This window comes from Streptomyces sindenensis, from assembly GCF_014649035.1.
In the GTDB taxonomy this organism is placed as follows: Bacteria; Actinomycetota; Actinomycetes; order Streptomycetales; family Streptomycetaceae; genus Streptomyces; species Streptomyces sindenensis.
This window is the reverse complement of sequence record NZ_BMSG01000047.1, coordinates 1-26887: the sequence shown is the minus strand read 5'-3', so window position 1 is coordinate 26887 and position 26887 is coordinate 1. Positions and strand designations below refer to the sequence as shown.

Genomic DNA, 26887 nt, shown 5'->3' with positions numbered 1-26887 from the left:
CCCCCATCAGGGAAAGGAGCGCCGCATGGCGACGCCGCTGTCCGCCGACAAGCTGCTCAAAGCCCTCCGCGACGAAGGCCTCCACGTCGTCGAACACCGGAGCTGGCGTACCAACAACCGCAATCACAAGGGCCCCTGGGGCCCGACGCACGGGGTGATGATCCATCACACCGTCACCTCGGGCACCGCGTCCTCCGTCGAGCTCTGCTACAACGGCCACTCCGCCCTGCCGGGACCGCTCTGCCACGGCGTCATCGCCAAGGACGGGACCGTCCACCTGGTGGGGAACGGGCGGGCCAACCACGCCGGGCTCGGCGACGACGACGTCCTGCGCGCCGTCATCGCCGAGAAGGCGCTGCCCCCGGACAACGAGGCCAACACCGACGGCAACCGGCATTTCTACGGCTTCGAGTGCGTCAACCTCGGTGACGGGAAGGACCCGTGGCCGGCGGCCCAGTTGCTGGCGATCGAGCGGGCCGCCGCCGCCGTCTGCCGGGCGCACGGCTGGTCGCAGCGCTCCGTGATCGGGCACCTGGAGTGGCAGCCGGGCAAGGTCGACCCGCGCGGCTTCACGATGAACTCGATGCGTACGCGGATCGGCAAGCGGCTGGGCGGCGCCCCGGACGGGCCCCCGAAGCCGACGTACGAGCCCTTCCCGGGGGCCGCGTTCTTCAAGGTCGGCCGGAACAGCGCGATCGTCACGGCGATGGGCAGACGGCTGGTGGCCGAGGGCTGCGGGCGGTATACGGTGGGCCCCGGCCCGGCCTGGTCCGAGGCCGACCGGAGGTCGTACGCCGCGTGGCAGCGCAAGCTGGGGTACACCGGCGGGGACGCGGACGGCATTCCCGGGAAGACCAGTTGGGACCGGCTCAAGGTGCCCAACGTGTGACAGTGCTCGCGCCTCGCGGCGGACCGGCTCGCGCCCTTCCGGAGCACCGATCCAGGCCGCCGCACGCGACGATCGCCGCTGAGGCGCCCCGTCGGCCGGGCTCACCGGGCGAAGGGGCGTTCCGCGTACGGCAGTTCGCGCGCACGGTCCTGGGGCTTCCCGCGGCACCGGTGACCTGCCGATGGTCCGCCAAGGGGTTCCGAGGGACGGTGCGATGACGAGCGAGGTACGAACGGTGCAGGCCGGCGAGGTGATCCGGTACGCCGACGGCATCCGCGAGGTGTACGCGAGCGCCTTCGCGGCCCCGCCCTGGAACGCGGATCCGGCGGAGGCCGACGTCTACGTGGAACGGCTCGCCCGGGACGCGCTCCGGCCCGGGTTCACGGCGGCGGTGGCGACGACCGGCGGGACGGTGACCGTTTCGCCACGGCCTGGATCACCCCGGAGGTCTTTCCGGCCGAGCGGAGCTATGGGCAGGTCGCCGAAGCGCTCGGTCCTGAGCGTACGCGGGCGTGGCTCTGCGGGGCGCTGGAGGTGAACGAGTTGGCGGTCGCGGCCGAGGCTCACGGCGGCGGGCTCGGCACGGCGCTGCTGGGCGCGGTGACCGGGACCGTCCCGGGCGGCCGTTGCTGGCTGCTGACCTCGGTGCGGGCCGAGGCGGCCCTGCGCCTGTACGAGCGGACCGGGTGGCGGCGAGTCGGCGCGCCCGTGCCGGGCAGGGCCGCCCTCGTGGTGCTGCTCGGCCCCCGGCATCCGGGGCGGGACGAGGCCGGGGAGGGGAGCGGCCGGTAGCCCGGCCTCCGCCTCACCCGGAGCGCTGCAGCGCGACGGCCAGCAGGACGAACGCCGCCAGCGAGAGCATCGTGCGCACCCGGTGCAAAGTATTCCAGCGGGACTCGAAGGCCGCGCGGGCCGCGCCGTCGTCGCCGCCCTCGGAGGCGGCGAGGGCGTTGTTGAGCGGGATGTTCCCGACCACGGTGATCACGTGACCCGCGACCGAGCAGATCAGCGCGGCCAGGATGGCCGGCCCCGCCGCCCCGTCGTGCTCGCCGAGGCCCGTGAAGTACGCGGCGGCGGGCAGCGCGACGACGCCGAGGAACAGGACCAGGAAGACCGGCCCCGGGACCTTCTCGTTGAACCGGCGCATGGCCGCGGCGAACTGCTCGTCCGTCAGATCGGCGAGGCCGGGCATGATCCCGGTCAGGAAGGTCAGCATGAAGCCCGCGTAGAGGCCGGTGACGATCGTGGCGAGCACCAGGAGGAGGGAGGTCATGGCGGACATCATGGCCCGGAGGGGCCGTTCGCAGGACACATTTTCGAGCGACCGGAGGGCTCCGGAGCGCCCGCACCGGAGCGGGCCCGGTGCGGACGGGACCCGGTCCGGTGCGGGCGGGACCCCGGCCCTCGGCCCGGTCCGGTGCGGGCGGGACCCCGGCCCTCGGCCCGGTCCGGTGCGGGCGGGACCCCGGCCCTCGGCCCGGTCCGGTGCGGGCGTTCCGCGTCAGCCGATCTCGCCCTCGCTCGGTTCCGGCTCGTCGTCCGTCCCGGCTCCGCGCTTCAGCCGGTCCGCCTGGCCGATGGCCGTGGCCAGCTTCTCCACCGCGCTGTCCTCGGTCGACTCCGCCAGCCCGGATGCCCGGGAGGCGAGTTCGCCGAGGCCGGGCACGCCCGGCAGGTCGCCGCCGCGCAGGCGGTCGGCGAAGTAGGCGGCCACGGCCGCGATCTGGAGCCGGTCGTTGTCGCCGCCCCAGAGGGCCCCGTCGATCGCCCCGGTCGTGACGGTTCCGGTCTCCTCCTGGGCCTTGCGGGTCTTCGGGTCGAGCCAGCGCACCGTCGCCCTGGCCACCGTGCCGGACGCGCCCTCGCGCAGCCGTACGGCGTACAGAGCGGTCACGGTGTGGCCGGGGCCGACCTCACCGCCGTCGACTCCGTCGTTGCGGAAGTCCTCGTCGGCCACCTTGCGGTTCTCGTAGCCGATCAGCCGGAACTGCTTCACGGTCTTCCGGTCGAACGCCACCTGGGCCTTGGCGTCGCGGGCCCGGATCTCCAGGTGGGCGGGGAGCTGGTCGACGAAGACCTTGCGGGCCTGGGTCTCGTCACCGACGTACGTCGTGTTGCCGTCGCCCTTGTTGGTGAGCTGCTCCATGAACGCGTCGCCGTAGTCGCTGCCGACACCGACGCCGAAGAGCGTGATGCCGTACTCGCGACGAGCGGATTCGATCTTCTTCAGGATGCCTTCGGCCTCGGTCTCGCCGGTGTTGGCGAGGGCGTCGGAGAGGAGCACCACGCGGTTGGTGGCACCTTCGCGGTGGCCCTCGACCGACTCCTCGTAGCCCAGCTTGATGCCCGCCTCGACGTTGGTGGACTGGGCCGGCCGCATCTCCTCCACCACGTCCTTGATCCGGTTCCGGTTTCCCTTGACACGGGTCATCGGCAGCCGGGTCTCGGCCGCGTTGCTGAAGGTCACCAGAGCGAGGGAGTCGTCGTCGCGCAGTTCGTCGGCGAGAAGGGTCAGGGACGTGCGGACCAGGTCAAGGCGGCCGGTCTCGGCCATGGAGCCCGAGATGTCGACGACGAACGTGAGCGCGGCGGGCGGCCGTTCGGCGGCGGGCGGCGCGGTCTTCGTGGCCAGGCCGACCCGCAGCAGCGACCAGTCGGAGGCTCCGGTTCCGCCACCGCCGGCCTTCGCGGAGTTGATGCGCGCCCCGTCGACGTTGACCGAGAAGCCGTTGCCCTCGGGCCGTTCGTACCCCTGGCGGAAGCTGTTGACGAACTCCTCGGGCCGTACGTCCTCGGCGGCGGGCAGCCTCCCGTCGCCGAGGGTGCGGCGCGCGTAGCCGTAACTGGCGGTGTCCACATCCAGGGCGAAGGTGGAGCGGTAGTCGGGCTCGGCCCGGCCCTCCCGCACCCGGTCCGCCTCGCTCTCCCGGCTGCCCTGGCCGGGCGCCCGCGCGTCGGGAGCGAAGGGACCGCCGCCGCCCGACACCCCCGGGGCCTTGCGCCCGGAGGAATCCCGGTCGACGGCGGCCCCGTCGCTTCCGCTGCCGCACGCGGTGAGCAGCATCCCGCCCGCCAGCAGGAGTGCCATCACCCCGGCCCGCTTCCCCGTGCCACCACGTCGAACCAGCTGACTCATTCGTAACCCCCCATATCGTCACGGTGTCCTCGACACCTGTGAATGTGACGTACGGGGCCGCCGACCGGAGTCGACGAAAGCGTTGCGGAACCATCTCGATGCGGCAACAGCGGGCGGGAAACCGGCGGAAGGTCAGGTTCAGGACACGATGTCCTTACGACTGAACCCGCGGAAGGCCAGCGCGAACAGGATCAGGGCATAGGTCACGGATACGGCCGCGCCCTTGATCATGCCGCCCCACTCCAACTGCGGCTGGAGCGCGTCGGCCCAGGCGAACTGCCAGTGCGCGGGCAGGAAGTCGCGCCAGGAGCCGAGCGCGGTCACCGCGTCGAGCACATTGCCGACGATGGTGAGGAAGACCGCTCCGCCGACCGCGCCGAGCGGCGCGTCCGTCTTGGTGGAGAGCCAGAACGCGAGGCCCGCCGTGACCAGTTGGGAGACGAAGATGAACGCCACGACGATCGCGAGGCGCGGCACGGTGTCCCCGGCGGACAGGGCTCCCCCGGTCGGCAGTTTCAGCGGTCCCCACCCGTAGGCCGCCGTGCCCGCCGCCAGCGCGACGACCGGCAGCAGCACCATCGCGGCGAGGCTGAAGCCGAGCGCGACGACGAGCTTGGACCACAGCAGCCGTACGCGCGGCACCGGCGCGGCGAGCAGATAGCGCAGGGACGACCAGCTCGCCTCGGAGGCGACGGTGTCCCCGCAGAACAGGGCCACCGGGATCACCAGCAGGAAGCCCGCCGAGACGAACAGCGAGGTGGCCGCGAAGTTCGCGGCGGACTCGGTCGCCACGTCCATCAGGTTGATCCGGCTGCCGCCGCCCCGGCCTCCGCCGCCGTCCTCGCCGTCCGGCGTGCCGCCGATCGCGAAGGCGATGATCAGGATGAACGGAAGGGCGGCGAGCACCCCGCCCATGAGCAGGGTGCGGCGGCGCCGCAACTGCCGCATGGCCTCGACGCGGAGGGGAAGCGTGCGCCCGGCGCGGTAGCCCGCGGCCTCCGGGTGCTCGGTCTCCACCCGGGCCTCGGGCGGCTGGACGGGGGCGCTCATGCTGCTCCTCCGGAGATCAGGGTGAGGAAGGCGTCCTCCAGGCGGCGGTGCGGCCCGACGCCGGTGACCGGGACGTCGAGCCGGACGAGGTCGGCGACGAGCCGCGAGGTGGTGGCCCCGTCGAGGCGGACGAGGAGCCCGCGCCCGTCGTCGGTGGGGGCGGCGGAGCCGATGCCGGGCAGGGCGGCGACCTTCTCCGCCAGCGGCTCGGACACCTCCTCGGCCGTGGTCACCAGGATCATGTCGCCGGATCCGGTGATCTCGGCCACCGGGCCGGCCTGCACGAGCCGGCCCCGGTCCATGACGACCAGGTGCGTGCAGGACTGCTCGACCTCCGAGAGGAGGTGACTGGAGACGATGACGGTCCGGCCCCCGGCCGCGTACCGGATCATCACGTCCCGCATCTCGCGGATCTGCGGCGGGTCGAGCCCGTTGGTCGGCTCGTCGAGAATCAGCAGGTCCGGCATGCCGAGCATGGCCTGGGCGATGGCGAGCCGCTGCCGCATGCCCTGGGAGTACGTCCGTACGGCACGGGCCAGCGCGTCCCCGAGACCGGCGATCTCCAGGGCCTCGTCGATGTGGGCGTCCTCGGCGGGGCGGCCGGTGGCCTGCCAGTACAGGTCGAGGTTGGCGCGCCCGGAGAGGTGGGGCAGGAAGCCGGCCCCCTCGACGAACGCCCCGACCCGGGACAGCACGGGCGCCCCCGGCCGGATGGCCTGCCCGAAGACGCGGATCTCGCCCTCGTCGGGGGTGATGAGCCCCATGAGCATGCGCAGCGTGGTCGTCTTGCCCGCGCCGTTGGGCCCCAGCAGCCCGAGCACCTGGCCCTTCTCGACGCGGAAGGACAGCTCGCGCACGGCGTACCGGTCGACGGACTTGGCGTACTTCTTCGAGAGCCCGGTGATCCGGAGCGGTACGTCGGCGAGTTCGGGGTCCGGGGCGGGCGTCGCGGTCCGCCGCCGGGCGGTGATCAGGAGCGCGGCCGCGATGACGAGCGCGGCGGCCGGGAGGCCCCAGGTCCACCACGGGAGGGCGGCCGCGGCGGTCGTCACGGCGGGTGCGGTGGGGACGGTCAGCGGTCCGTCGAGGGTCACACCGTACGTGGCGGGCTCGGCCGGGGAGGCGTAACCGAGGTCCGTCGCGGAGAAGACGAGGCGCAGCCGGTGTCCGGCGTCGAACTCGTGGTCCACGGCGGGCAGGGCCAGCTCGATCGGCTTGCCCTGCTGGTCGGGGGTGATCCGGTAGGGGGCGACGAGCTGGTGGGGCAGCACCTGCTGCCTGCCGTCCGGCGACACGTCGTACACCTTGCCGAAGAGCACCGCGTCCCGGTCGCCGTCGGCCGTCACGTTCACCGTGACGGTGGGCGTGCCGGTGACGCGTACGGAGGTGTCCAGCGGCGCGGACTCGAACCGGCCGAACTGTCCGGGGAAGTCGAGCGAGAGCCCGACGCCGAGGGAGGAGAGCTGGGCGAGTGAGCCGCCGACGCCGGGAACGGCGGAGATGGCGGGCGGCGCGGCTCCGGCCGGGTTGCGGAAGGTCTTCGTCCCGCCGTCGAGCGCGATGTCCCGGCCGCCGCTGCGCAGCCCCGGGTAGGTGTCGCTGCTCGCGCCGCGCAGGAGGGCGGCACCGTCGGTGGAGTCGACGCCTCCGGTGCGGGTGACGCGGAAGGCGGGTCCGGTGGCGGCGCCGGTGTCTTCCTTGAGATACCGGTCGAACCAGTCCCCGACGCGCCCCTCGACCCGGCTCGTCTCGCTGTCGCCCCCGTCGTGCCCGCCGGAGATCCAGTCCACCGCTACGGGTGCGCCGTTGGCGCTGATGGCCTGCTGCATGGCGTCGGCCTGGCCGAGCGGGAAAAGGGAGTCGGACTGCCCCTGGAGGAGGAGCGAGGGGACCTTGATGCGGTCGGCGACGGCGGACGGCGACCGCTCGGCGAGGAGCTCGACCGCCTCAGCGTCGGGCTCGCCACTGACGGCGACGCGCTCGTACATCTCACAGAGCCGCTTCTCGAACTTCTCGCAGCCGCCGCCGGTGGTGATGAAGATCCCGGCCCAGAGCTTCTTGAAGACCCCGTCGGGGAAGAGGGCGTCGGCGAGGTTCCAGTAGGTGATGACGGGCGCGATGGCGTCGACGCGCTCGTCGTGCCCGGCGGCCAGCAGGGAGACGGCCCCGCCGTAGGAGGCCCCGGTGAGACCGACGCGGGGGTCGCCCTTGCCGTCCAGCTCCACCTCGGGCCGCTCGGCCAGCCAGTCGATGAGCCGGGAGACGTCCTTGACCTCGTGGTCGGGGTCGTTGAGGGTGATCTCCCCGCCGGACTTGCCGAAGCCGCGCGCCGACCAGGTCAGCACGGCGTATCCGTCGGCGGCCAGCTTCTCGGCCTGGGCCCGGACGTCGTTCTTGCTGCCGCCGAACCCGTGCCCGATGAGCACGGCGGGCCGCTTACCGGAACCCTTGGCACGGAAGTACGAGGTGTCGATCGGCACCCCGTCCATGCGCAGGATCCGGTCCTCGCGCTGCACGGCGGGCGTACCGTCCTCGGCGACGGCGGACCAGGTGCCGCCGCCCACGAGCACGGCGAGCGCGGCGCCGACCGCAACCCACCGGCCGGGCGTCCGGGGCAGAAGGCGCCGCCATCGAGCAGTAGGGGTCTCCATCCCTCGACCCTAAACGGAGGACGCAGGCCGGCTGAGTGCCGCCAGGGTGAAGTGCGCGGCCTCCCTGAGAGGTACGGTGCGCCTCGCCCGTACTCCGGACGCGGTACGGAACTTCTGTCCCCGGGAGGCCCTTGTGGAGATTCGCCCCGCTATCCGCCCCGCCACGACCGTCGCGGAGCTCCTGGCCGCCGGCCACCTCTTCGACACCCCGCCCCGCGAGGAGTGGGCGGCCCGTTTCCTCGCGGCGGACGGTCATGTGCTGCTGATCGCGTACGTCGACGGCGTCCCGGCGGGCTTCGTCTCGGGCATCGAGATGCTGCACCCGGACAAGGGCACGGAGATGTGCCTGTACGAACTCGCCGTCGACGATCCGTTCCGCCGCCGGGGCATCGGCGGGGCCCTGACGCGGGCGCTGGTGGACCTCGCCCGGGAGCGGGGCTGCTACGACGTGTGGGTCGGCGTGGAGCCGGACAACGAGGCGGCGCTCGCCACGTACCGGTCGGCGGGGGCGAAGGACGACGGGCGGTTCGCGATGCTGGTGTGGGAGTCCGGGGGCGGGACCGGGCGGTAGAGGACGCGGCGTTCGGGGGTCAACCCTGACGTTCGTCGGGGGGCGCTCCTGCCGTTCGGCCCCCGCGCCGGGCCGTCGTTCCTCCGTACGTTCGCCGCATGGCACAGCACACACGACAACACCACTGGCCCGCCCGGCTGTTCGGATCGTTCGCCCTGACGGCGACGGCGGCGGCCGTGATCACGGTGCTCTCCCCCGGCGGCCTGGGGCGGCCCGGCCCGACCGAGGTCACGGACGGGGCGTCCGTGTCCGCGTACCGCTCGCTGACGGAGGCGGTCGGTGATGCCCCGGGGTGGGTGGGGCACCTGCTGGAGCTGGCGTCGGAGGCCACGCTGATCGTCCTCGGCCTGCTGCTGCTCGGGGTCTGCTGGGCCGCCCTGCGCCGGAGGGATCCGGACGCGGTGGCGGGGGCCGTGCTCGTCGGCGCCGGGACCGTGGTCGCGTACGCCGTCAGCGAGGCGCTGAAGCTGGTCGTCGACGAGGAACGCCCGTGCCGGGCGCTGGACGGCGCCGAGGCGGTCGCCGCGTGCCCGGAACCGGGCGACTGGTCGTTCCCGAGCAACCACGCCACGCTGTCCGCCGCCCTCGCGGTGGGGCTCGCCGTACGGCGGCCCCGACTGGCCGCGGTGACCCTGCCGGTGGCGGTGGCGGCGGCGCTGCTGCGGGTCCTGGTGGGGGTCCACTACCCGCACGACGTGATCGCGGGCGCGCTGCTCGGCGGCGCGGTGGTCGCCTCGATGCTCCTGGTGCTGGTGCGCCCCGCCGGTCTGCTCGTCTCAGCGCTGCTCGGGCGGTGGTGGGGGCAGGATCCCGGCCTCGTGGGCGACGACGGCGGCCGCGGCCCGGTTGTCGACGCCGAGGCGGGCCAGGACGGAGCTGACGTGCGCCTTGACCGTGCCTTCGACCAGGTGCAGCCGTCGGGCGATCTGCCCGTTGGACAGCCCGCCGCCGAGGTGGGCCAGCACGTCGCGCTCCCTGGGCGTCAGCCCGGCGACCCGCTCCCGGGCGGCTTCCCGCCGTTCGGCCAGGGCCCCGGCTCCGGTGGACGCGAGGTGCGCGACCACGCGGGCGGCGACCTTCGGTGAGAGGTAGGCGGCGCCGTCGGCCACGGCCCGGACCCCGGCGACCAGTTCCTCGGGCTCGCCGGACTTGATCAGGAACCCGGCGGCCCCGGCCCCCAGCGCCCGCAGGATGCAGTCGTCCTCGCCGAAGGTGGTCAGCATGACGACGCCGGTGCCGGGCAGGGTGCGCCGGATCTCGGCGGCGGCCTCGATGCCGTCGGTGCGCGGCATCCGCACGTCGAGGACGGCCACGTGGGGGCGGTGCGCCCGGACCAGCTCCACGGCCTCGTGCCCGTCGGCCGCCTCGGCGACGACCTCGATGCCCGGGTCGGTGGCGAGGACGGCGCGCACACCGGCCCGGATCATGGGCTCGTCGTCGGCGACGAGGACCCGGACCGGTCCGGCCACCGCCGTCGTATCGCTCCGGTTCATCGGGCGCTCACGGTGTCAGCGCGTCGCGGGAGACCAGTCTGCCGTCCCGGAAGCAGAGCCGGTACGCGTCTCCGGACCGGTCGTCGAAGCGGTCGGCCGTCATCGCGTAGAACTCGCACGTCACTCCCTGTTCCCGCCGTTCGTCTTCTTCCTCCGGCCCGGCGGGCGTCGGTCTCGCCGCCGTCTGCCGGTCCGGCAGCACCTTCCGGATCTCCGACCGATCCTGCCCCACCCGCAGCCGGGCGTAGTCGCCCGGGTCGAGAACGGACCGGGAGGCGGCCACGGTCTCCCACGTCCCGACGACGGCGAGCAGCACCGCGCCCGCCGCCAGCGGCACGGTCAGCGCGGTGAGCAGGGTGCGGCGGACGCGCCGCCGGGCCCGCCGGTAGCCCGGGGGCGCGGGGCTCTCCCGGAGGCCGGCGGGGCGCGGCGGGAGCTGCGCGGGGGCGCGGTGCGGCAGCCGGGCGGAGACGGTGAAGCCGCCGTCGCGGGGCCCGTGGACGAGGGATCCGCCGACGTGGCGGACGCGTTCGTCCAGCCCGGTGAGCCCCCGGCCGCCGCGCGCGGAAGGCGGGGCGGAGGGGTGTTGGGGAGCCCCGTTGCGGACCGCCACCCGGGTCTCCGTCGCCGTGTGCGAGAGCTCGACGCTGACGGAGGCGCCGGGCGCGTGCTTGGCCGCGTTCGTCAGGGCCTCCTGCACGACCCGGTGCGCGGCGCGCCCGACAGCGGGCGGCAGCTTGGACGCGTCGCCGTCCACGGAGAGTTCGACCGGGAGACCCGAGGCGGCCGCGTCCCCGACGAGCCGGGCGATGTCGCAGTCCCCCGGCCCCTGGGAGGGGCTCTCGCTCTCCTCGCGAAGGACGCCGATGACCTCGCCGAGCCGTTCCACCGCTGCCGCAGCCCTGCCCCGGATGTCCTGGGCGGTCCGCCGGTGCCGCTCGTCCAGGCCGGGCGCCAGTTTCAGGGCGCCGGCCGACAGGGCGATCAGACTCAGATCGTGGCCCAGCACGTCGTGCATGTCCTGGGCGATCCGGGCCCGCTCCAGCAGCCTCGCCTGCTCGGCGACCAACTGCCGCTCCCGTTCCATCTGCTCGGCCCGCTCCCAGCCGGCCCGGACCAGCTCCCGGTACTGGCGGGAGAACCGCCCCACGAACCAGGGCACCAGCACGGCGAGGACGACGACCGCGACGAACTGCGTCGCGAGCACGAGCAGGGACGGCACGAAGACCATCGCCACCGCCCCGGCCACCAGGGCCCCGGCCAGGAACAGGACGAGGGTCCTGGCGCGCCCGGGCCCCCGCCCGGCGGCGAACGCGGCGATCGCGGTCGGCAGGCCCCACCACCACCCCACCAGGCTCAGCGCGCCGAACGCCGCCGTGGCGGGTACCAGCAGACCGCCGGGGTCCGCCCACCGGAGGCCGGGCCGCCCATCGGCCGTCCTTGTCACGAGGGAGAAGCTGTTCACGAAGGAGAGGTTACGGAGACCGGGAGGCCGTCCGGCACTGCCGAAAGTCAGGTGCGGGGCACCTTCGAGGCGTCGGGCACCGGTCGGGGCGCCGCGAGGTCGAGCGGCGTCTCCACCGGCAACAGGGCAGCGGCCCGGTCCCGCTTCCCCGCCCGGACCGCCGCGTGCACCTCGCGGGCGAGCGGGGTGACATCGCGTACGGAGACGGTCCATTCGTCCGCGTACCGCCGGGACGCCTCACCGCTCAGCCCGAGCTGGAGGGAGCGGTACGGCAGCGGGTTCAGGTCGAGGTCGCGTTCGGGGTCCCACTGCACCCGGGCGGGGGCGGCACGCAGGGCGCGCTGCCAGGAGACCCGGTCCGGGTGCACACCGCGTACGTAATGGGAGAGTTCGGCGTTCGCGAGCGCCCACTCCAGGCCGGCCCGCTCGACCTCGACCGCGAGGACGACCTCCTGCCCCTCCTTGGTGCCCCAGCCGCAGCGGTACATCATCCACAGGAAGCTGGGCTTGATCCAGGTCATCCGGTCCCGCTTCCACGCGGCGGGGAACCGTCCGTCGCGTGCGGCCGGGAGACCGATGTCCGGCCGGTACGCCTGGTAGACGGTGACCGTCGTGGCGGTGTGGAGCGCGCGGATCTGGTGGCGGGGCGGGACGGCCGGGGTGTTCATGGCCCCAGGATGCGGGACACGGGCGCGCCCGGGCATCCGGATTTCGTGGAGGGGCGGGCCGGGTCGCCGTTCTCCCCGGGGCCCGAAATCGCCTATAACGTTCCAGGTTCCGGTGGCAGCAGGGCCGTGCGAGCGTGGTCATGCCGGACCGGGACGGGGCGGTACCGGCAGGTTTGACCACCAGGACCAACCGCTCCAGGAATCAGAGGGGGACACGTGCGACCGAACACCCTGAAGAGGACAGCCGTCAGCATCGTCGCCGCAGCGGGCATCGCCGCCGGGAGTCTCGCGGGCGCGACCGTGAGTTCCGCCGCGACGGACACGGCCGTGCAGCAGACCGCGGTGGCCGGTGAGGTCGGCACGCTCGCGGTGCACAACTTCGGCCTCAGCAGCAGCCAGGCGAAGGGGGTCCAGCGCTGGCTGAAGGCTCGCTGGCAGTACAGGGACTCGATCGACGGGCAACTCGGCCCCAACAGCTGGAAGGCGTTCCAGCGGCACCTCAAGGCGAGTCACGGCTACACCGGCACGATCGACGGGATCCCGGGACCCAACACGATCAAGGCCCTGCAGCGCAAGCTGAGCCAGTCGGCCTACGGCTACACCGGCCCGATCGACGGAGTCGCCGGGCCGGGCACGCAGGCGGCGTTCAAGAAGTTCGGCGACTGGGCGAAGAGCGCCTACTGACCGAAGCGGCGCACGCCTGATGCGCTGGAAACACGCCTCCGGCCGACCACTGCGGGACTTTCGTCCCGGCGGCGGTCGGCCGGAGGTGTTCCCGGGCCGGTGGTCCGGGAAACGCGGTCAGTGATTGCGCGGGAACCCGAGGTCGACGCCGGCCGGGGCGTCGGCCGGGTCGGGCCAGCGGGTGGTGGTGACCTTGCCGCGGGTGTAGAAGTGCACGCCGTCGTTGCCGTAGATGTGGTGGTCGCCGAAGAGCGAGTCCTTCCAGCCGCCGAAGGAGTGGTAGCCCACCGGGACCGGGATCGGCACGTTGACGCCGACCATGCCCGCCTGGATCTCCATCTGGAAGCGGCGGGCCGCGCCGCCGTCGCGGGTGAAGATCGCGGTGCCGTTGCCGAACGGCGAGGCGTTCATGAGGGCGACGCCGTCCTCGTACGACTCCACGCGCAGCACGCACAGGACCGGGCCGAAGATCTCGTCCTTGTAGGCGTCGGAGTCGGTGGAGACCTTGTCCAGGAGGGACAGGCCGATCCAGTGGCCGTCCTCGAAGCCCTCGACCGTGTGGCCCGTGCCGTCGAGGACGACCTCGGCGCCCTGGGCGGCGGCGCCCGTGACGTACGAGGCGACCTTGTCGCGGTGGGCGGCGGTGATCAGGGGGCCCATCTCGGACGTGGGGTCGTTGCCGGGGCCGATCTTGATCTTCTCGGCACGCTCGCGGATCCTCGCGACCAGCTCGTCGCCGATCGCACCGACCGCGACGACCGCGGAGATCGCCATGCAGCGCTCACCGGCGGAGCCGTACGCCGCCGAGACCGCGGCGTCGGCTGCCGCGTCCAGGTCGGCGTCCGGGAGGACCAGCATGTGGTTCTTGGCGCCGCCGAGCGCCTGGACCCGCTTGCCGTTGGCGGAGGCGGTGGCGTGGATGTAGCGGGCGATGGGGGTGGAGCCGACGAAGGAGACGGCGGCCACGTCGGGGTGGTCGAGCAGGGCGTCCACCGCGATCTTGTCCCCGTGGACGACGTTGAGCACGCCGTCCGGAAGGCCCGCCTCGGACGCCAGCTCGGCCAGCAGGTTGGCGGCCGACGGGTCCTTCTCGCTCGGCTTCAGCACGAACGTGTTGCCGCAGGCGATGGCCAGCGGGAACATCCACATCGGCACCATGGCCGGGAAGTTGAACGGGGTGATGCCCGCGACCACGCCCAGCGACTGGCGGATGGACGACACGTCGACCCGGTTGGAGACCTGGGTGGACAGCTCGCCCTTGAGCTGGGTGGTGATCCCGCACGCCAGCTCGACGATCTCCAGACCACGGGCGACCTCGCCCAGCGCGTCCGAGTGCACCTTGCCGTGCTCGGCGGTGATCAGCGCGGCGATCTCGTCGCGGTGGGCGTCGAGCAGCGCGCGGTAGCGGAAGAGGACGGTGGTGCGCTGCGCGAGCGAGGAGGTTCCCCAGGTCGCGTACGCGGCCTTCGCCGCCGCCACGGCCGCGTCGACCTCCGCCACGGAGGCCAGCGCCACCCGCGTGGTGACCGCGCCGGTGGCCGGGTCGGTGACGGGACCGTACTGGCCCGACGTGCCCTCCACTGTCCTGCCGCCGATCCAGTGGTTGACGGTCTTCGTCATGACGTACTCCTTCAGGCTTCGGACAGGCGCGGGGGCTGGTCTCACAGATGGCGGCGTCGGGCGGCGACCTGACGGTCGTACTCCTCCCGGGCCCTCACCGCCGCCGGTCGGCTCGCGGTTTCGGCTACCGGAACATCCCACCACGCCTGCGCCGGAGGGGGGCCCGACACTGTGTCGGGCGTTTCGGTCTCGACGTAGACACAAGTGGGGCCCTCCGCGTCGCGGGCCTCGGAGAGTGCTTTGCGCAGGTCGTCGACGGTGGTGGCGCGCAGGACCCGCAGGCCGAGGGAGGCCGCGTTGGCGGCCAGGTCGACGGGGAGCGGCGGGCCGGTGAAACCGCCGTCGGCGTCGCGGTGGCGGTAGGCGGTACCGAAGCGTTCGGCGCCGACCGCATCGGAGAGGCCGCCGATGGAGGCGTACCCGTGGTTCTGGAGGATCACCAGTTTCAGCGGCAGGTTCTCCTGGACGGCGGTGACGATCTCGGTGGGGTTCATCAGATACGTGCCGTCGCCGACCATGGCCCAGACGGGGCGGGTCCGCTGCCCGGTTCCGGCGGCGAGCAGGACGCCGATCGCCGCCGGGATCTCGTAGCCCATGCAGGAGTAGCCGTACTCCACGTGGTACTGGTCGCGGGAGCGGGTGCGCCAGAGTTTGTGCAGGTCGCCGGGGAGGGAGCCGGCGGCGTTGATGAGGATGTCCTCCTCGGTGACCAGGTCGTCCAGGAGGCCGAGTACCTGGGTCTGGGTGGGGCGCGCGGTGGGGTCGGGGGTGGCGAAGGACGCCTCGACCCGTTCCTCCCACACCTCCTTCGCGCCGGTGTACTCCGTCTCGTACGCCGGGTCGACCCGGTATCCGCGTCCGGCGAGGGCCGCCGTGAGCGCCTCCAGGCCCGCGCGGGCGTCGGCGACCAGGGGGAGGGCGGCCAGCTTGTGGGCGTCGAAGGCGGTGATGTTGAGGTGGAGGAAGCGGACGGCCGGGTTCGAGAAGAGGGTGCCGGAGGCGGTGGTGAAGTCGGAGAAGCGGGTGCCGACGCCGATCACCAGGTCGGCGGTGCGGGCCAGGTCGTCGGCGGTGGCGGTGCCGGTGTGGCCGATGCCGCCGACGTCGGCCGGATGGTCGTGGCGGAGGGCGCCCTTGCCCGCCTGGGTGGAGGCGACCGGGATGCGGGTCGCGGCGGTGAACGCGGCGAGCGTCTCCTCGGCGGCGCTGTGCCGGACCCCGCCGCCCGCGACGATCAGGGGGCGGCGGGCGGAGCGGATCGCCCGGACGGCCGCGTCCAGTTCGTGGGTGTCGGGCGCGGGCCTGCGGATGTGCCAGTCGCGCTCGGCGAAGAACTCCTCCGGCCAGTCGTACGCCTCCGCCTGTACGTCCTGCGGCAGCGCGAGCGTGACGGCCCCGGTCTCGGCCGGGTCGGCGAGGACCCGCATCGCCTGGAGGGCGGCCGGAATCAGGGCCTCCGGCCGGGTGATCCGGTCGAAGTAGCGGGAGACCGGCCGCAGACAGTCGTTGACGGACACATCACCGGCGTACGGCACTTCGAGCTGTTGCAGTACGGGGTCGGCGGGCCGGGTCGCGAAGGTGTCGCCGGGCAGGAGCAGGACGGGCAGCCGGTTGATCGTGGCGAGGGCGGCCCCGGTGACGAGGTTGGTGGCCCCCGGCCCGATGGACGTGGTCACCGCCTGCGCGGAGAGCCTCCCCGACTGGCGGGCGTACCCGACGGCCGCGTGCACCATGGCCTGTTCGTTACGTCCCTGGAGGTACGGCATGCGGTGCGCGGTGCCGTTCCCTGTGCGGCCCGCCTCGACGAGTGCCTGGCCGATGCCCGCGACGTTGCCGTGGCCGAAGATGCCCCAGGTGGCGCTGATCAGCCGCTGCCGGCGGCCGTCGCGCTCGGTGTACTGCCGGGCCAGGAAGGCGACCAGGGCCTGAGCGGTGGTCAGACGGCGGGTGGAGCCGTGGCCGTGCGGGCTCGCGGGGCTCTTCGGGCTCAAGGCGTTACCTCCGGGCCGGGCGACGGATGCGCCGTGTAGAGCGGAAGTCTGGCGTCGATCGGCTCGTCCGGCCAGGTGTCGCGGATCCACCGGTGGTCGGGATGGTCGCGGATCAGCCAGGCGCGCTCCTCCCCCGGTCCGGCCATCACGTTCAGGTAGTACAGCGTCCGGCCGGGCGGGGCGATGGAGGGGCCGTGCCAGCCGTCGGGGATGAGGACCACGTCGCCGCCGCGGACCTCGGCGAGGACGTCCGTACCGCCGTCGTGCGACGGGGAGACCCGGTGGTAGCCGAGCCCGCCGTCCCGCACCTCGAAGTAGTAGATCTCCTCCAGTTCGCACTCCTCGCCCGGCACGTGCTCGTCGTGTTTGTGGGGCGGGTAGGAGGACCAGTTGCCCCCGGGGGTGAGGACTTCGACGGCGATCAGCCGGTCGCAGTCGAAGGTGTCGGCGGCGGCGAAGTTGTTCACCTGGCGCGAGCAGGTCCCGGAGCCGCGCAGCTCGACGGGTACCTCCGGCGCGGGGCCGTAGCGAGCGGGGAGTCGTCGCTCGCACTTCGCTCCTGCCAGGGCGAAGCGGCCTCCTGCGCCGGAGGAGATCTCTGCGTGGGCGTCGCGCGGTACGTAGGCGAAGTCGGAGACCCCGCTGAACACACTTTCCCGACCCCGCAGTTCAAAGGTCCCATCTGGTGTACGCACCGTACAGCCACCGGCCAACGGCAGGACGATCCATTCGCTGTCCCCGGTGACGAGCGTGTGAACACCGCCCGCTTCCAGCTCCAGCACCCGCAGGGACGAACGGTCCCAGCCGGCCCGCCCGGGGTCGATGTCGACGGCGTACGCCCCGCGCGCGGCGCTGCCGGACGGGAGGTGGAACCGGTGTCGGTCCTGGCCCTGATGCTGTCCCCGGTCGGGGTGATCCGTCGTCATGGCCCTTCCCTACCCGGCTGGAGCAGCGATACGGCGGTGTCGACGGCGCGCGCCACGTCCCCGTCGACCGGGTAGAGCAGCGAGCGCCCCACGACCAGCCCCCGCACCGTGGGCAGCCGCAGCGCGTCGCGCCACTTCCCGTACGCGGCGTCCTGGTCGTCCCCGACCTCACCGCCGAGCAGGACGGCGGGCAGGGTGGAGGCCTCCATCGCCCGGCCCATGGCGTCCGGGTCGTCGGTGACGGGCACCTTCAGCCAGGTGTACGCGGACGTCCCGGCGAGGCCCGACGCGATGGCGATGGAGGTCGCCACGGCGGCGGCGCCCAGGTCGTTGCGGAGGCGGCCGTCGACACGGCGGCAGAGGAACGGCTCGACGAACACGGGCAGCCGGTGCGCGGCCATCGCGTCGATGGTCCGGGCGGCGGTGTGCAGGGTGTCCAGCGAACCGGGGTCGTCGTGGTCGATGCGCAGCAGCAGCTTCCCGGCGTCGAACCCGTGGCGGACCAGGTCCTCGGGGCGGTAGCCGGTGAACCGGTCGTCGAGCTCGAAGGCCGCGCCCGCGAGCCCGCCGCGGTTCATCGAGCCCATGGCGACCTTGCCCTCCAGGGCTCCGAGCAGGAGGAGGTCGTCCAGGACGTCGGCCGATGCGAGCACCCCGTCGACCCCGGGGCGGGAGAGGGCGAGGCAGAGTCGCTCCAGCAGCTCGAAGCGGTTGGCCATGGCGAGGGAGCGGCCCCCCACGGCGAGCGCGCCGCGCGCGGGGTGGTCGGCCGCGATGATCATCAACTGGTCGCCGGGGTGCCGGATCAGCCGCCGCCTCTTCCGCCGGGCGGCGGCCTCGGCAACGGCTTCGGGGCGCTCGGCGCGCAGCCGGACGAGCGCGGAGAGGGAGGGCGCGAGCGGCGTCATGAACCCGCTCCGGTCCGGGGGTCCGTGGGGGCGTCGCCCGGGGCGGCGGCAGAGGCGGACCGCGTCTCCGGATGGGCCGGGCCGCCCGGGTGGGCCAGGCCGCGCGGGTCGGCCGCGCCGCCGGTCCCGGCCTCCGTGCCCGGATCGGCCCGTGTGGCGAGGTCCGCCGTCACCGCGCCCGCCGCGAGGGCCTCCTCGACCTCGTCCGGGAACGGCATCGCGGACGAGCAGGCGAGCCGGGAGGCGACGATGGCGCCGGCCGCGTTCGCGTACCGCACGATGCGGTCGAGCGGCCATCCGGCGAGCAGCCCGTGGCAGAGCGCGCCCCCGAACGCGTCCCCGGCGCCGAGGCCGTTGACCACGTCGACCGGCAGCGGTGGGCAGTCGGCCGTGGTGCCGTCGCGGTGCACGGCGAGTACGCCCTTCGGCCCCTGTTTGACGACGGCGAGCTCCACTCCGGCCGCGAGCAGGGCCCGGGCCGCGGCGTACGGTTCGCGTTCGCCGGTCGCGATGGCGCACTCGTCGACGTTGCCGACGGCGACCGTGGCGTGGGCCAGCGCTTCGCGGTACCGCGCGGGCGCCTCGGTGCTGTCGTCGCCCCCGTCCCAGAACATGGGCCGCCAGTCGAGATCGAAGACCGTCGCCGTGTGCCGTGGACCGTCCGCCGGGCGGCCGACCCGCGCGGCGGCGCTCTCGCTGCGGGCGCGGAGGGCGGCCAGCGTGGCGGAGCGGCTCGGCTCGGCGCTGAGCCCGGTGCCCGTCATCCAGAAGATCCTGGCGTCGCGCACGGCGTCGAGGTCGAGATCGGGTGCGTGGATCTCCAGATCGGGGGCCTTGGGCTGCCGGTAGAAGTAGAGCGGGAAGTCGTCCGGCGGGAAGATCTCGCAGAAGGTGACGGGGGTCGGGTACTCCTCGACGGCAGTGGCCCAGCGGGGGTCCACGCCGAACCGTTCCAGTTCCTGGTGGAGGTAGGCGCCGAAGGGGTCCTGCCCGGTCCGGGTGATGACGGCCGTACGCCGCCCCTGCCGGGCCGCCGCCACCGCGACGTTCGACGGGGAACCACCGAGGAACTTGCCGAACGTCTCGACCCGGGCGAGCGGCACGCCGACCTCCAAGGGGTAGAGGTCCACCCCGATCCGCCCCATGGTGATCACGTCGTACGGCTCAGGCATGCCCATCCCTTCGCACCACCGGCTCGCCCCGCCGGTCCGCCCCACCGGTGGCCGGCTGGTCCCAGGTCTAGCCCTCCGCCCGGAACCCTGTCAACATTTTGTCCGGACATTCGGACGAACCCTTGACACTCTTCCGCGCGGGCCAGGAGGCTGGCCGTTATGACCCCCTCCGTCCCCCCCTCGGCCCGTATCCGTATCGGCTCGGCCCCCGACTCCTGGGGCGTGTGGTTCCCCGACGATCCGCGGCAGGTGCCCTGGCAGCGGTTCCTCGACGAGGTGGCCGAGGCCGGCTACGCGTGGATCGAGCTCGGCCCGTACGGCTATCTGCCCACCGATCCGGCCCGGTTGGCCGACGAGACGCGCCGCCGGGGGCTCACGGTCTCCGCCGGAACCGTCTTCACCGGATTGCACCACGGTCCGGATGTCTGGGACCGGACCTGGGCGCATGTCGCGGACATCGCCGCGCTGACCCGGGCCATGGGAGCCGAACACCTGGTCGTCATCCCCTCCTTCTGGCGCGACGACAAGACGGGCGAGGTGCTGGAGGACCGCACGCTCACCCCCGCGCAGTGGCGCGATCTGACCGCGCAGACGGAGCGGCTGGGCCGGGAGGTGCGGGAGCGGTTCGGGCTGCGGATCGTCGTCCACCCCCACGCCGACACCCACATCGACACCGAGGAGAACGTCAACCGCTTCCTCGACGCCACCGATCCGGACCTGGTCTCGCTCTGCCTGGACACCGGGCACTACGCCTACTGCGGCGGCGACAGCGTCAAGCTCATCGAGACGTACGGGGAACGCATCGGCTACCTCCACCTCAAGCAGGTCGACCCGGAGGTCCTGGCGGCGGTGGTGGCGGACGAGGTCCCCTTCGGCCCGGCGGTGGCCCGGGGTGTGATGTGCGAGCCGCCCGCCGGGGTCCCCGCGCTGGAACCGGTCCTGGACGCGGCACGCGCTCTGAACGTCGACCTGTTCGCGATCGTGGAGCAGGACATGTACCCCTGCCCACCGGACAAGCCGTTCCCCATCGCACGCCGCACCCGGGAGTTCCTGCGCTCCTGCGGACGCCCCAGCTCACCCCTCTGAGCCCTCCGGGGCTCGGCCCTTTCCCCCTTCCCACCGCGCGAGCGCCTGGGTGCTCAATCCGTCACCACCAGCCGCACTTCATCCTTTCTGTCACAGCAGTAACCGTTTCGATACACATATCTCCGTTACGCGGGTTTTCTGTCACAGCCGGTCGACAGCCCCACCCCGCCTGCCGCCCGGGGTCGTTCATCCGGGCACAGGCTGAGCGATCGTCGGCCTGGGACGTGCAGAGAGGTGTCACCGATGACGGACAGAACGCTCTGGTCCTACAAGGACATTGCCGCGCACATCCAGGTCCAGCCGGACACCGTCCGCTCCTACCGCAAGCACGGCCTCCTGCCCCCGCCCGACCAGGTGAAGAACGGGAAGCCGTACTGGTACGGAGACACCATCCGCGCCTGGGTCGCCTCGCGCCCCCGCAACCGGGGCCGCTGACGCCCGGCGCGGACACGCCAGCCCCCTACCCCTGGTCGGCGGCCCTGTCGGCGGCGATGCCGGCGGCCCTGTCGGCGGCCCTGCGAAAGAGGGCCGTCCAGAGGAACGACTCCCCGAAGAGCGGGGATTCGGGTGCCTCGTCGTTCATCCGGCGCAGCTCGATCTCCGTCAGCCCGGAGAAGACGCGGCGCAGTTCGTCGTCCGTATAGGCGAGACCGCCGTGCAGACCGCCCGTGAGGTAGAGCTCCGCGTCCGGCAGTTCCGAGCCCATCCCGCCCTCCCCGGCGGCGAAGCAGGTGAGCGCGAAGTGGCCGCCGGGCGCGAGGCAGCGCTCCAGGAGGGCGAGATAGCTGATCCGCCGGTGGGGCGGCAGATGGTGGAAGCAGCCCGAGTCGTAGATCAGGTCGTAGGGGCCGGTCAGGGCAGCCCCTGCGGCCGTCAGGGCGAACGCGTCACCGTGGTGGAACCGGATGGAGCCCACCCCCGCCTCCTCGGCCCGCTCCCGGGCCCAGACCAGCGCCGCCGGGGAGAGGTCGACCGCGTCGACCTCGAAGCCGAGCGAGGCCAGGTGGACCGCGTTACGGCCGGGCCCGCAGCCGAGTTCGAGCACACGCCCCGGGGCGATCCGCCCCAGGCGGAGATGGGCGTCGAGATTCTCGTCGGGCTTGTCCGCGAAGAACGGCACCTCCCGTGAACGGTCGGCGTAGAACGCGTCCCACCACGACGCTCCGTCGGCCGTCCACCGGTCCGCTTCCGGGGCGAACAGCCCGTCCATCAAAGCCAACACGTCATCCGTCGTACGGACGTTCCGATCCATTCGGCCCCCTGTTCCGTTGCGGAAATTCTATGCCGGGTGGACATGAAAGCCCAGGTCAGAGGCGCTTCGGCGACTCCGTCGGCGGGCCTGTGGGGCCTCCCTGACGGGCCGAGGGGCCGGGCCCCCGCCCGCCACCCGTTCGGCGGCGGGCGGGCCCGTCCTGTCGCGCCTGGAGGGCATTCCCGGCTCCCCCCAGAGCCCTTTCCGGACGGATTTCCCCGTGGCTCCCTTCGTGGGTTCCCTCGTGGTTCCTTCGAGTGCCTTCGCGCGTGGGTCCCTTCGGGCGTAGGCCCCTGCGCGTGTGGGTCCCTTCGCAGGTGGGTCCCTTCGTGGGTCTCAGCGTCGCGCCGGCTCCCCGATGTCCCTGCTCGCGCTCGATATCTCCACGGCCTCCACCGTCGGTTCCGGGTCCGGCGGAGCGGCAGGGGTGACCGCCGGGGCGGACTCCCCTTCACTCACGCCGAACCTGCGGTGAAAGGCCCGCAGGGGCGCGGGGGCCCACCAGGTGGAGCGGCCCATCAGCTTCATCACCGCGGGAACCAGCAGACTGCGCACCACCATGGCGTCCATCAGGACCGCGAGGGCGATACCGAGCCCCAGCATCTTGGTGTTGGTGACCCGTGAGGTGCCGATGGCGACCATGACCACCGCGAGGATCACAGCGGCCGCGGTGATCAGCCCGCCGGTGCGCCGGAGCCCGAAGGTGACGGAGTGCTCGTGGTCGCCGGTGCGGTCGTACTCCTCTTTGATCCGGGATATCAGGAAGACCCCGTAGTCCATGGAGAGTCCGAAGGCCACGCAGAACATCAGGACGGGCAGTGTCGTCTCGATGTCACCCGTGCTGGTGAAGGCGAGCAGCTCGGAGAGATTTCCGTCCTGGAAGACCCAGACCACCGCTCCGAACATCGCCGTCAGGCTGAGGGCGTTGAGCACCACCGCCTGGAGCGGGATGAGCACACTGCCGGTGAGCAGGAAGACCAGGAGCAGGGTCACGACGACGATGATCGCCAGGGCCCAGGGCAACCGGTCGGCTATGGCGTCCTTGGAGTCGACGAGGACCGCCGCCGCGCCCGTGACCGAGGTGTCGAGGGAGGAGGCGGAGGGCATGGCCCTCAGGTCCCGTACGAGCTGCTGGGCCTGCTCGCCGACGGCTTCGCCCTTGGGCAGCACGCTGTAGTAGGCGATCGGGCCCTCGGCGACCGGACCGTCGACCCGCAGCACGCCGGGGAGTTGTTCGATCCGGTCCTTCAGAGCCGCGTGGTCGGCGGAGGAACCCTGCCCCTCGGCCAGCACCTCCAGGCCGCCCCCGGGGCTGCCGGGGAACCCGTCGCGGATGTGCTCCTGGACGACCCGGGACTCCGCGGAGGCCGGCAGCTGGCGGTCGTCCGCCGTGCCGAACTTGACGCCGAGGAACGGCAGCCCGAGGAGCAGGAGCCCGACGGTCGTGACGATGGCGAAGACAGGGGCCCGGCGCATCACCAGCGCGCCCAGCCACGCCCAGCCCCGGCCGGGCGACGCGTCGACGCCACCCGCGGGACCCGCCGAACCGGCGAAACCGGCCCGGGGGCCTCCGGCCGCAGCACCCGCAGCACTCGCCGTGTCGGCCCCTGCCGTCGCGTCCGCCCCGGCCGTCGCGGTCCTCTTCCGGCGGCGGAGAAGCCGGCGCAGGTCCAGCGCGTTGATCCGGGTGCCGAGCAGCACGAGTGCCGCGGGCAGCAGGATCAGGGCGGCACCGGCAGCCAGCAGGACCACGGCGATCCCGGCATAGGCGAAGGACCGCAGGAAGTACTGCGGGAAGACGAGCATCGCCGACAGGGAGACCGCCACGGTCAGCGCGGAGAACAGCACCGTACGCCCGGCGGTCCGCAGCGTGGTGCCCACCGCCGTCCGGGGGTCGGCCCCGCCCGCCAGCTCCTCGCGGAAGCGGCGGACGATGAACAGGGCGTAGTCGATGGCGAGTCCGAGGCCGAGGGCCGTGGTGAGGTTCATCGCGAAGACCGAGACGTCGGTGAACTCCGTCAGGCCCCGCAGCACGGCGTTGGTGCCGAGAATGGCGACGATGCCGACGGCGAGCGGCAGCATCGCGGCGACGGCGCTGCCGAAGACCATGACCAGCAGGACGAGCGTCACCGGCAGGGCGATCAGCTCGGCCCGCAGCAGATCCTCCTGGATGATCGTCTGCATCTCGTGCTGCACGGCGACGGGCCCGCCGAGGGAGACCGTCACCGGCCCCCGCTCCCCCGCGAAGTCCGGGGCCATCCGGTCGAGGGTCTCGCCCGCGGTCTTCTCGTCGCCTCCGATCCGGGCGGCGATGATCGCCTCCTGACCGTCCTCGGAGCGCAGGGCCGGCGACGCGGTCTCCCAGTAGGACCCGACGCCCGATATCCCCGGCTCGGCCTTCAGCCGCTCCGCCAGGCGGGCGGCCTCCGCGGCCACCGCCGGGTCGTCGACGCCCGCGGAGCCGCTGTCCACCAGCAGGAGCAGGTTGGGCTGGGAGGCGGGGAACTCCCGCGCCAGCACCTCGGTCGCGTACGTCGACTCGGCGTCGGGTGCCTGCCACCCGCCGCTGCCCATCCGGTCCGCCACCCCGCTTCCGGCGAACACGGCGAGTGCGGTGATCACCAGCGCGGCCAGCAGCGCGAGCCGTGGCCGGGCGGTGACGAACCGGGTCCAGCCGCCGACCGGGGGCGGCGCGGAACGGTTGACTTCGGGCATGGTGCGGTGTCCCCTTCACCGAGACCCAGGCAGCGCAGGGCAGCATGGGTCGGTCGTTGCCGTACATCACGGCAAACACGAGTAGTCGCTCGCGTTTCTCTAGAATGCGAGCGACCACTCGCGTTTGTCAATCGCATCATGAGAGCTGGGGATTGACCGTGCCGGAGGGCAAAGCCAACAAGTCCGCCACCGAGGCCGCCGTCGAAGCCGCAACCGAGGCCGCCGGGGCCGCGGGGGCCACCTCCGGCGGGGCGGCGGACTCCGCCCGCCCCCGCCGCCGCCAGGCCCGCGGCGAGGCCCGGATCGCCCAGCTGCTCCGGGCCGCCGCCGACGTCTTCTGCACCAGCGGCTACACCGCGTCCAGCACCAACGCCATCGCCCGCGAGGCGGGGGTCTCACCCGGCACGCTCTACCAGTTCTTCCCGAACAAGGAGGCCATCGCCGTCGAACTCGGCGACCGGCTGCTGGACCGCTGGCGGGACAGCTACGGCGCGGCCTTCGCCCAGAGCCATACGGAGCTGCCGCTCGACCGCATGCTGGATGCCACCCTCGACCCGCTGATCGCCTTCAACTGCGAGAACCCGGCGTTCTTCGTCCTGATGCACGGCTCGGAGATCCCCGGCCGGATCACCGAGGCGCACGACACGCTGCACGCCACGATGCTGACGCGGGTGGAATCGGTCCTCGCCGACTACCTCCCCGACATGCCCGCCCCCCAGATCCACCGCATCGCCGAAATGGTCTTCATGGTCTTCAAGGCGGGGCTGGACCTGATCATGGCCAGCGAGGGCGAGGAGCGCGCGGCCTACATCCAGGAGCTGAAGACCGTGATGTTCCGCTACCTGGCCCCCCTGGTCGGCGACGACGCGTCGCGCCCGGCGACGGCGGAGCGCATTGATACCCCCTAGGGGTATAGTATGGAGGAGGCGGGGACGCCACGGGGGCCTCTGCGGTCCCACGCGCCCCGCCGTGCCGCCCAAAACCGTTCGCGAAGAGGAGAACGTCATGACCTCCGAGACAGAGACCACGCCTTCCACCGGTTCCTGCTGCTCGCCCACCGGCTCCTGCCACGACGGCGCGGCCGACGTGCAGATCGGGCAGGCCGACTCGGTCACCACCGTGTACCAGGTCAAGGGCATGACCTGCGGCCACTGCGAGGGGGCCGTGTCGGAGGAGATCTCCGGGATCGCGGGCGTCACGTCGGTCGCCGCCGTCGCCGCCACCGGCCTGGTCACCGTCACGTCCAAGGCTCCGCTGGCCGAGGACGCCGTGCGTGCCGCCGTGGACGAGGCCGGCTACGAACTTCTCGGCCCGGCCGCCTGAGCGCCGGCCCGCCGCCGCACCACCCCGTTCAACGCCGCACCACCCCGTTCGCCGTCGGGCCGGCTCCACCAGTCGATACTGGTGGGGTACGGCCCGATCTGCGTTTTTCAGGAGTTCCGGACATGGCCAGCACAGCAGCAGCCGATTTCCCGGCCGCCGACGCCTCCGAGGCCGAGCTCATGATCGGCGGGATGACCTGCGCCTCGTGCGCCGCCCGCGTCGAGAAGAAGCTCAACCGCATGGACGGCGTCACCGCCACGGTGAACTACGCGACCGAGAAGGCCCGCGTCACCTTCGGGGAAGGGCTGAAGCTGGGGGATCTCGTCGCCACGGTCGAGAAGACCGGTTACACGGCCCGCCCCGTGGCCCGGCCGTCCACTTCGGCCGCCGCACCCGCACCCGAACCCGCACCCGAGGTCACCGACGAGACCGCCCCGGGGGCCGCGCCGGAGTTCACGTCGGAGCCCGCGCCGGACCCCGCGCCCGGGTTCACGGCGGACCCCGCGCCGGGGCTCGCGGCGAAGCCCGCCTCGGAGGGATCTCCTGAGCCCACCCCCGCCTCCGTCACCCGGGACGCCGACGCCGACCAGGATGCCTCTCTCGCCGCGCTCCGGCAGCGCCTCGTCGTCTCCGCCGTGCTCGCCGCCCCCGTCGTCCTGCTCGCCATGATCCCGGCGCTCCAGTTCGACTACTGGCAGTGGCTGAGCCTCACCCTCGCCGCGCCCGTCGTCGCCTGGGGCGGCCTGCCCTTCCACCGGGCCGCCTGGACCAATGCCAGACACGGCGCGGCGACGATGGACACGCTGGTCTCGCTCGGCACGCTCGCCGCGTTCGGCTGGTCGCTGTGGGCCCTGTTCCTCGGGGACGCGGGGATGCCCGGCATGCGCCACGGGTTCGACCTCACCGTCTCGCGCGCCGACGCCACCTCGATGATTTACCTGGAGGTGGCGGCCGGTGTCATCACGTTCATCCTGCTGGGCCGCTATCTGGAGGCCCGCGCGAAGCGGAAGTCCGGCGCGGCGCTGCGGGCGCTGATGCACCTGGGGGCGAAGGACGTCGCCGTACTGCGGGGAGGCAGGGAGGTACGGGTCCCGGCGAGCACGCTCGTCGTCGGGGACCGCTTCGTCGTGCGTCCCGGGGAGAAGATCGCGACGGACGGGACCGTGGTCGAGGGCTCGTCCGCCGTGGACGCATCGATGCTCACCGGCGAGTCCGTACCCGTGGAGGTCACCACCGGCGACACCGTCACCGGCGCCACCCTCAACGCCGGAGGCCGCCTCGTCGTCG

The 26887-nt window shown here is 72.9% G+C and carries 22 protein-coding genes and 2 pseudogenes; 10 read left to right on the top strand and 14 right to left on the bottom strand.

Annotated elements, in window-relative coordinates; translation table 11 throughout:
* The first annotated feature begins 25 nt into the window (after positions 1-25).
* Together IE145_RS31370 and IE145_RS31365 are read left to right on the top strand one after the other, a co-directional pair.
* Positions 26-889, top strand: a complete 864-nt coding sequence (locus IE145_RS31370; RefSeq protein WP_189528813.1) for a peptidoglycan-binding protein — start codon at positions 26-28, stop codon at positions 887-889.
* Positions 890-1103: 214 nt separating this feature from the next.
* A pseudogene (locus IE145_RS31365) lies at positions 1104-1681 on the top strand (GNAT family N-acetyltransferase).
* 13 nt (positions 1682-1694) lie between these two features.
* Here IE145_RS31365 and IE145_RS31360 read toward each other — a convergent pair.
* From IE145_RS31360 to IE145_RS31345, 4 genes are all read right to left on the bottom strand, one after another.
* On the bottom strand, positions 1695-2162 hold the full coding sequence (locus tag IE145_RS31360) for an anthrone oxygenase family protein (protein ID WP_229825985.1): 468 nt from the start codon (positions 2160-2162) through the stop codon (positions 1695-1697).
* A 228-nt stretch (positions 2163-2390) separates the two neighbouring features.
* Complete coding sequence (locus IE145_RS31355) at positions 2391-3977, bottom strand: vWA domain-containing protein (protein ID WP_189528820.1); 1587 nt, start codon at positions 3975-3977, stop codon at positions 2391-2393.
* Between the two features lie 186 nt (positions 3978-4163).
* Complete coding sequence (locus tag IE145_RS31350) at positions 4164-5075, bottom strand: ABC transporter permease (protein ID WP_189528811.1); 912 nt, start codon at positions 5073-5075, stop codon at positions 4164-4166.
* Entirely contained in the window at positions 5072-7726 is a 2655-nt protein-coding gene (locus tag IE145_RS31345) for an alpha/beta fold hydrolase (RefSeq protein WP_189528810.1), read from the bottom strand. Before IE145_RS31345 ends, IE145_RS31350 begins: the two co-directional genes overlap by 4 nt.
* Before the next feature lie 133 nt (positions 7727-7859).
* Between IE145_RS31345 and IE145_RS31340 the strand changes: the two genes are divergently transcribed.
* Both IE145_RS31340 and IE145_RS31335 read left to right on the top strand, forming a co-directional pair.
* Complete coding sequence (locus IE145_RS31340) at positions 7860-8297, top strand: GNAT family N-acetyltransferase (RefSeq protein WP_189528809.1); 438 nt, start codon at positions 7860-7862, stop codon at positions 8295-8297.
* Positions 8298-8395: 98 nt separating this feature from the next.
* A pseudogene (locus IE145_RS31335) lies at positions 8396-9118 on the top strand (phosphatase PAP2 family protein); the annotation flags it as partial.
* Here the strand turns inward: IE145_RS31335 and IE145_RS31330 are convergent.
* Genes IE145_RS31330 through IE145_RS31320 form a run of 3 tightly spaced genes read right to left on the bottom strand, consistent with a single transcriptional unit; the run spans position 9074 to position 11923 of the window.
* Complete coding sequence (locus IE145_RS31330) at positions 9074-9790, bottom strand: response regulator (RefSeq protein WP_189528808.1); 717 nt, start codon at positions 9788-9790, stop codon at positions 9074-9076. The pseudogene IE145_RS31335 and the gene IE145_RS31330 sit on opposite strands and share 45 nt — an antisense overlap.
* A 7-nt stretch (positions 9791-9797) precedes the next feature.
* Entirely contained in the window at positions 9798-11255 is a 1458-nt protein-coding gene (locus IE145_RS31325; RefSeq protein ID WP_229825984.1) for a sensor histidine kinase, read from the bottom strand.
* Between the two features lie 47 nt (positions 11256-11302).
* The gene (locus tag IE145_RS31320; RefSeq protein ID WP_189528807.1) at positions 11303-11923 is read right to left on the bottom strand and encodes a DUF4291 domain-containing protein; all 621 of its coding nucleotides are present in this window, start codon (positions 11921-11923) and stop codon (positions 11303-11305) included.
* 216 nt (positions 11924-12139) lie between these two features.
* Between IE145_RS31320 and IE145_RS31315 the strand changes: the two genes are divergently transcribed.
* Positions 12140-12607: a peptidoglycan-binding domain-containing protein gene (locus tag IE145_RS31315; RefSeq protein WP_189528806.1), complete on the top strand. Its 468-nt coding sequence runs from the start codon at positions 12140-12142 to the stop codon at positions 12605-12607.
* Positions 12608-12724: 117 nt separating this feature from the next.
* On the opposite strand, the gene IE145_RS31310 is transcribed toward IE145_RS31315, so the two are convergent.
* Genes IE145_RS31310 through iolC form a run of 5 tightly spaced genes read right to left on the bottom strand, consistent with a single transcriptional unit; the run spans position 12725 to position 19224 of the window.
* Complete coding sequence (locus IE145_RS31310; RefSeq protein ID WP_189528805.1) at positions 12725-14227, bottom strand: CoA-acylating methylmalonate-semialdehyde dehydrogenase; 1503 nt, start codon at positions 14225-14227, stop codon at positions 12725-12727.
* Between the two features lie 41 nt (positions 14228-14268).
* Entirely contained in the window at positions 14269-16218 is a 1950-nt protein-coding gene (gene iolD, locus IE145_RS31305) for a 3D-(3,5/4)-trihydroxycyclohexane-1,2-dione acylhydrolase (decyclizing) (protein WP_189528804.1), read from the bottom strand.
* A complete protein-coding gene (gene iolB / locus IE145_RS31300; RefSeq protein ID WP_189528803.1) occupies positions 16215-17144 on the bottom strand; it encodes a 5-deoxy-glucuronate isomerase in 930 nt (309 codons plus the stop codon). Before iolB ends, iolD begins: the two co-directional genes overlap by 4 nt.
* The gene (locus tag IE145_RS31295; RefSeq protein ID WP_189528802.1) at positions 17141-18052 is read right to left on the bottom strand and encodes a Cgl0159 family (beta/alpha)8-fold protein; all 912 of its coding nucleotides are present in this window, start codon (positions 18050-18052) and stop codon (positions 17141-17143) included. Before IE145_RS31295 ends, iolB begins: the two co-directional genes overlap by 4 nt.
* Entirely contained in the window at positions 18049-19224 is a 1176-nt protein-coding gene (gene iolC, locus IE145_RS31290) for a 5-dehydro-2-deoxygluconokinase (RefSeq protein WP_189528801.1), read from the bottom strand. The genes IE145_RS31295 and iolC overlap by 4 nt, the downstream gene beginning before the upstream one ends.
* 159 nt (positions 19225-19383) lie before the next feature.
* Between iolC and IE145_RS31285 the strand changes: the two genes are divergently transcribed.
* Together IE145_RS31285 and IE145_RS31280 are read left to right on the top strand one after the other, a co-directional pair.
* Complete coding sequence (locus IE145_RS31285) at positions 19384-20310, top strand: sugar phosphate isomerase/epimerase family protein (protein ID WP_189528800.1); 927 nt, start codon at positions 19384-19386, stop codon at positions 20308-20310.
* Between the two features lie 243 nt (positions 20311-20553).
* Positions 20554-20745 carry a helix-turn-helix transcriptional regulator gene (locus IE145_RS31280; protein ID WP_084746329.1) on the top strand — a complete coding sequence of 64 codons (192 nt, stop codon included), beginning with the start codon at positions 20554-20556 and terminating at the stop codon, positions 20743-20745.
* A gap of 25 nt (positions 20746-20770) precedes the next feature.
* Here the strand turns inward: IE145_RS31280 and IE145_RS31275 are convergent, their stop codons facing one another.
* Complete coding sequence (locus IE145_RS31275) at positions 20771-21562, bottom strand: class I SAM-dependent methyltransferase (RefSeq protein ID WP_189528799.1); 792 nt, start codon at positions 21560-21562, stop codon at positions 20771-20773.
* Positions 21563-21898: 336 nt separating this feature from the next.
* Positions 21899-24277 (bottom strand): MMPL family transporter, encoded by a 2379-nt coding sequence (locus IE145_RS31270; protein ID WP_189528798.1) that lies wholly within the window; start codon positions 24275-24277, stop codon positions 21899-21901.
* Between the two features lie 158 nt (positions 24278-24435).
* Between IE145_RS31270 and IE145_RS31265 the strand changes: the two genes are divergently transcribed.
* From IE145_RS31265 to IE145_RS31255, 3 genes are all read left to right on the top strand, one after another.
* Positions 24436-25185 carry a TetR family transcriptional regulator gene (locus IE145_RS31265; RefSeq protein WP_373296654.1) on the top strand — a complete coding sequence of 250 codons (750 nt, stop codon included), beginning with the start codon at positions 24436-24438 and terminating at the stop codon, positions 25183-25185.
* A gap of 97 nt (positions 25186-25282) precedes the next feature.
* A complete protein-coding gene (locus IE145_RS31260) occupies positions 25283-25600 on the top strand; it encodes a heavy-metal-associated domain-containing protein (RefSeq protein ID WP_189528796.1) in 318 nt (105 codons plus the stop codon).
* Between the two features lie 122 nt (positions 25601-25722).
* On the top strand, positions 25723-26887 hold a 1165-nt coding region (locus tag IE145_RS31255), incomplete at its 3' end, for a heavy metal translocating P-type ATPase (protein WP_189528795.1).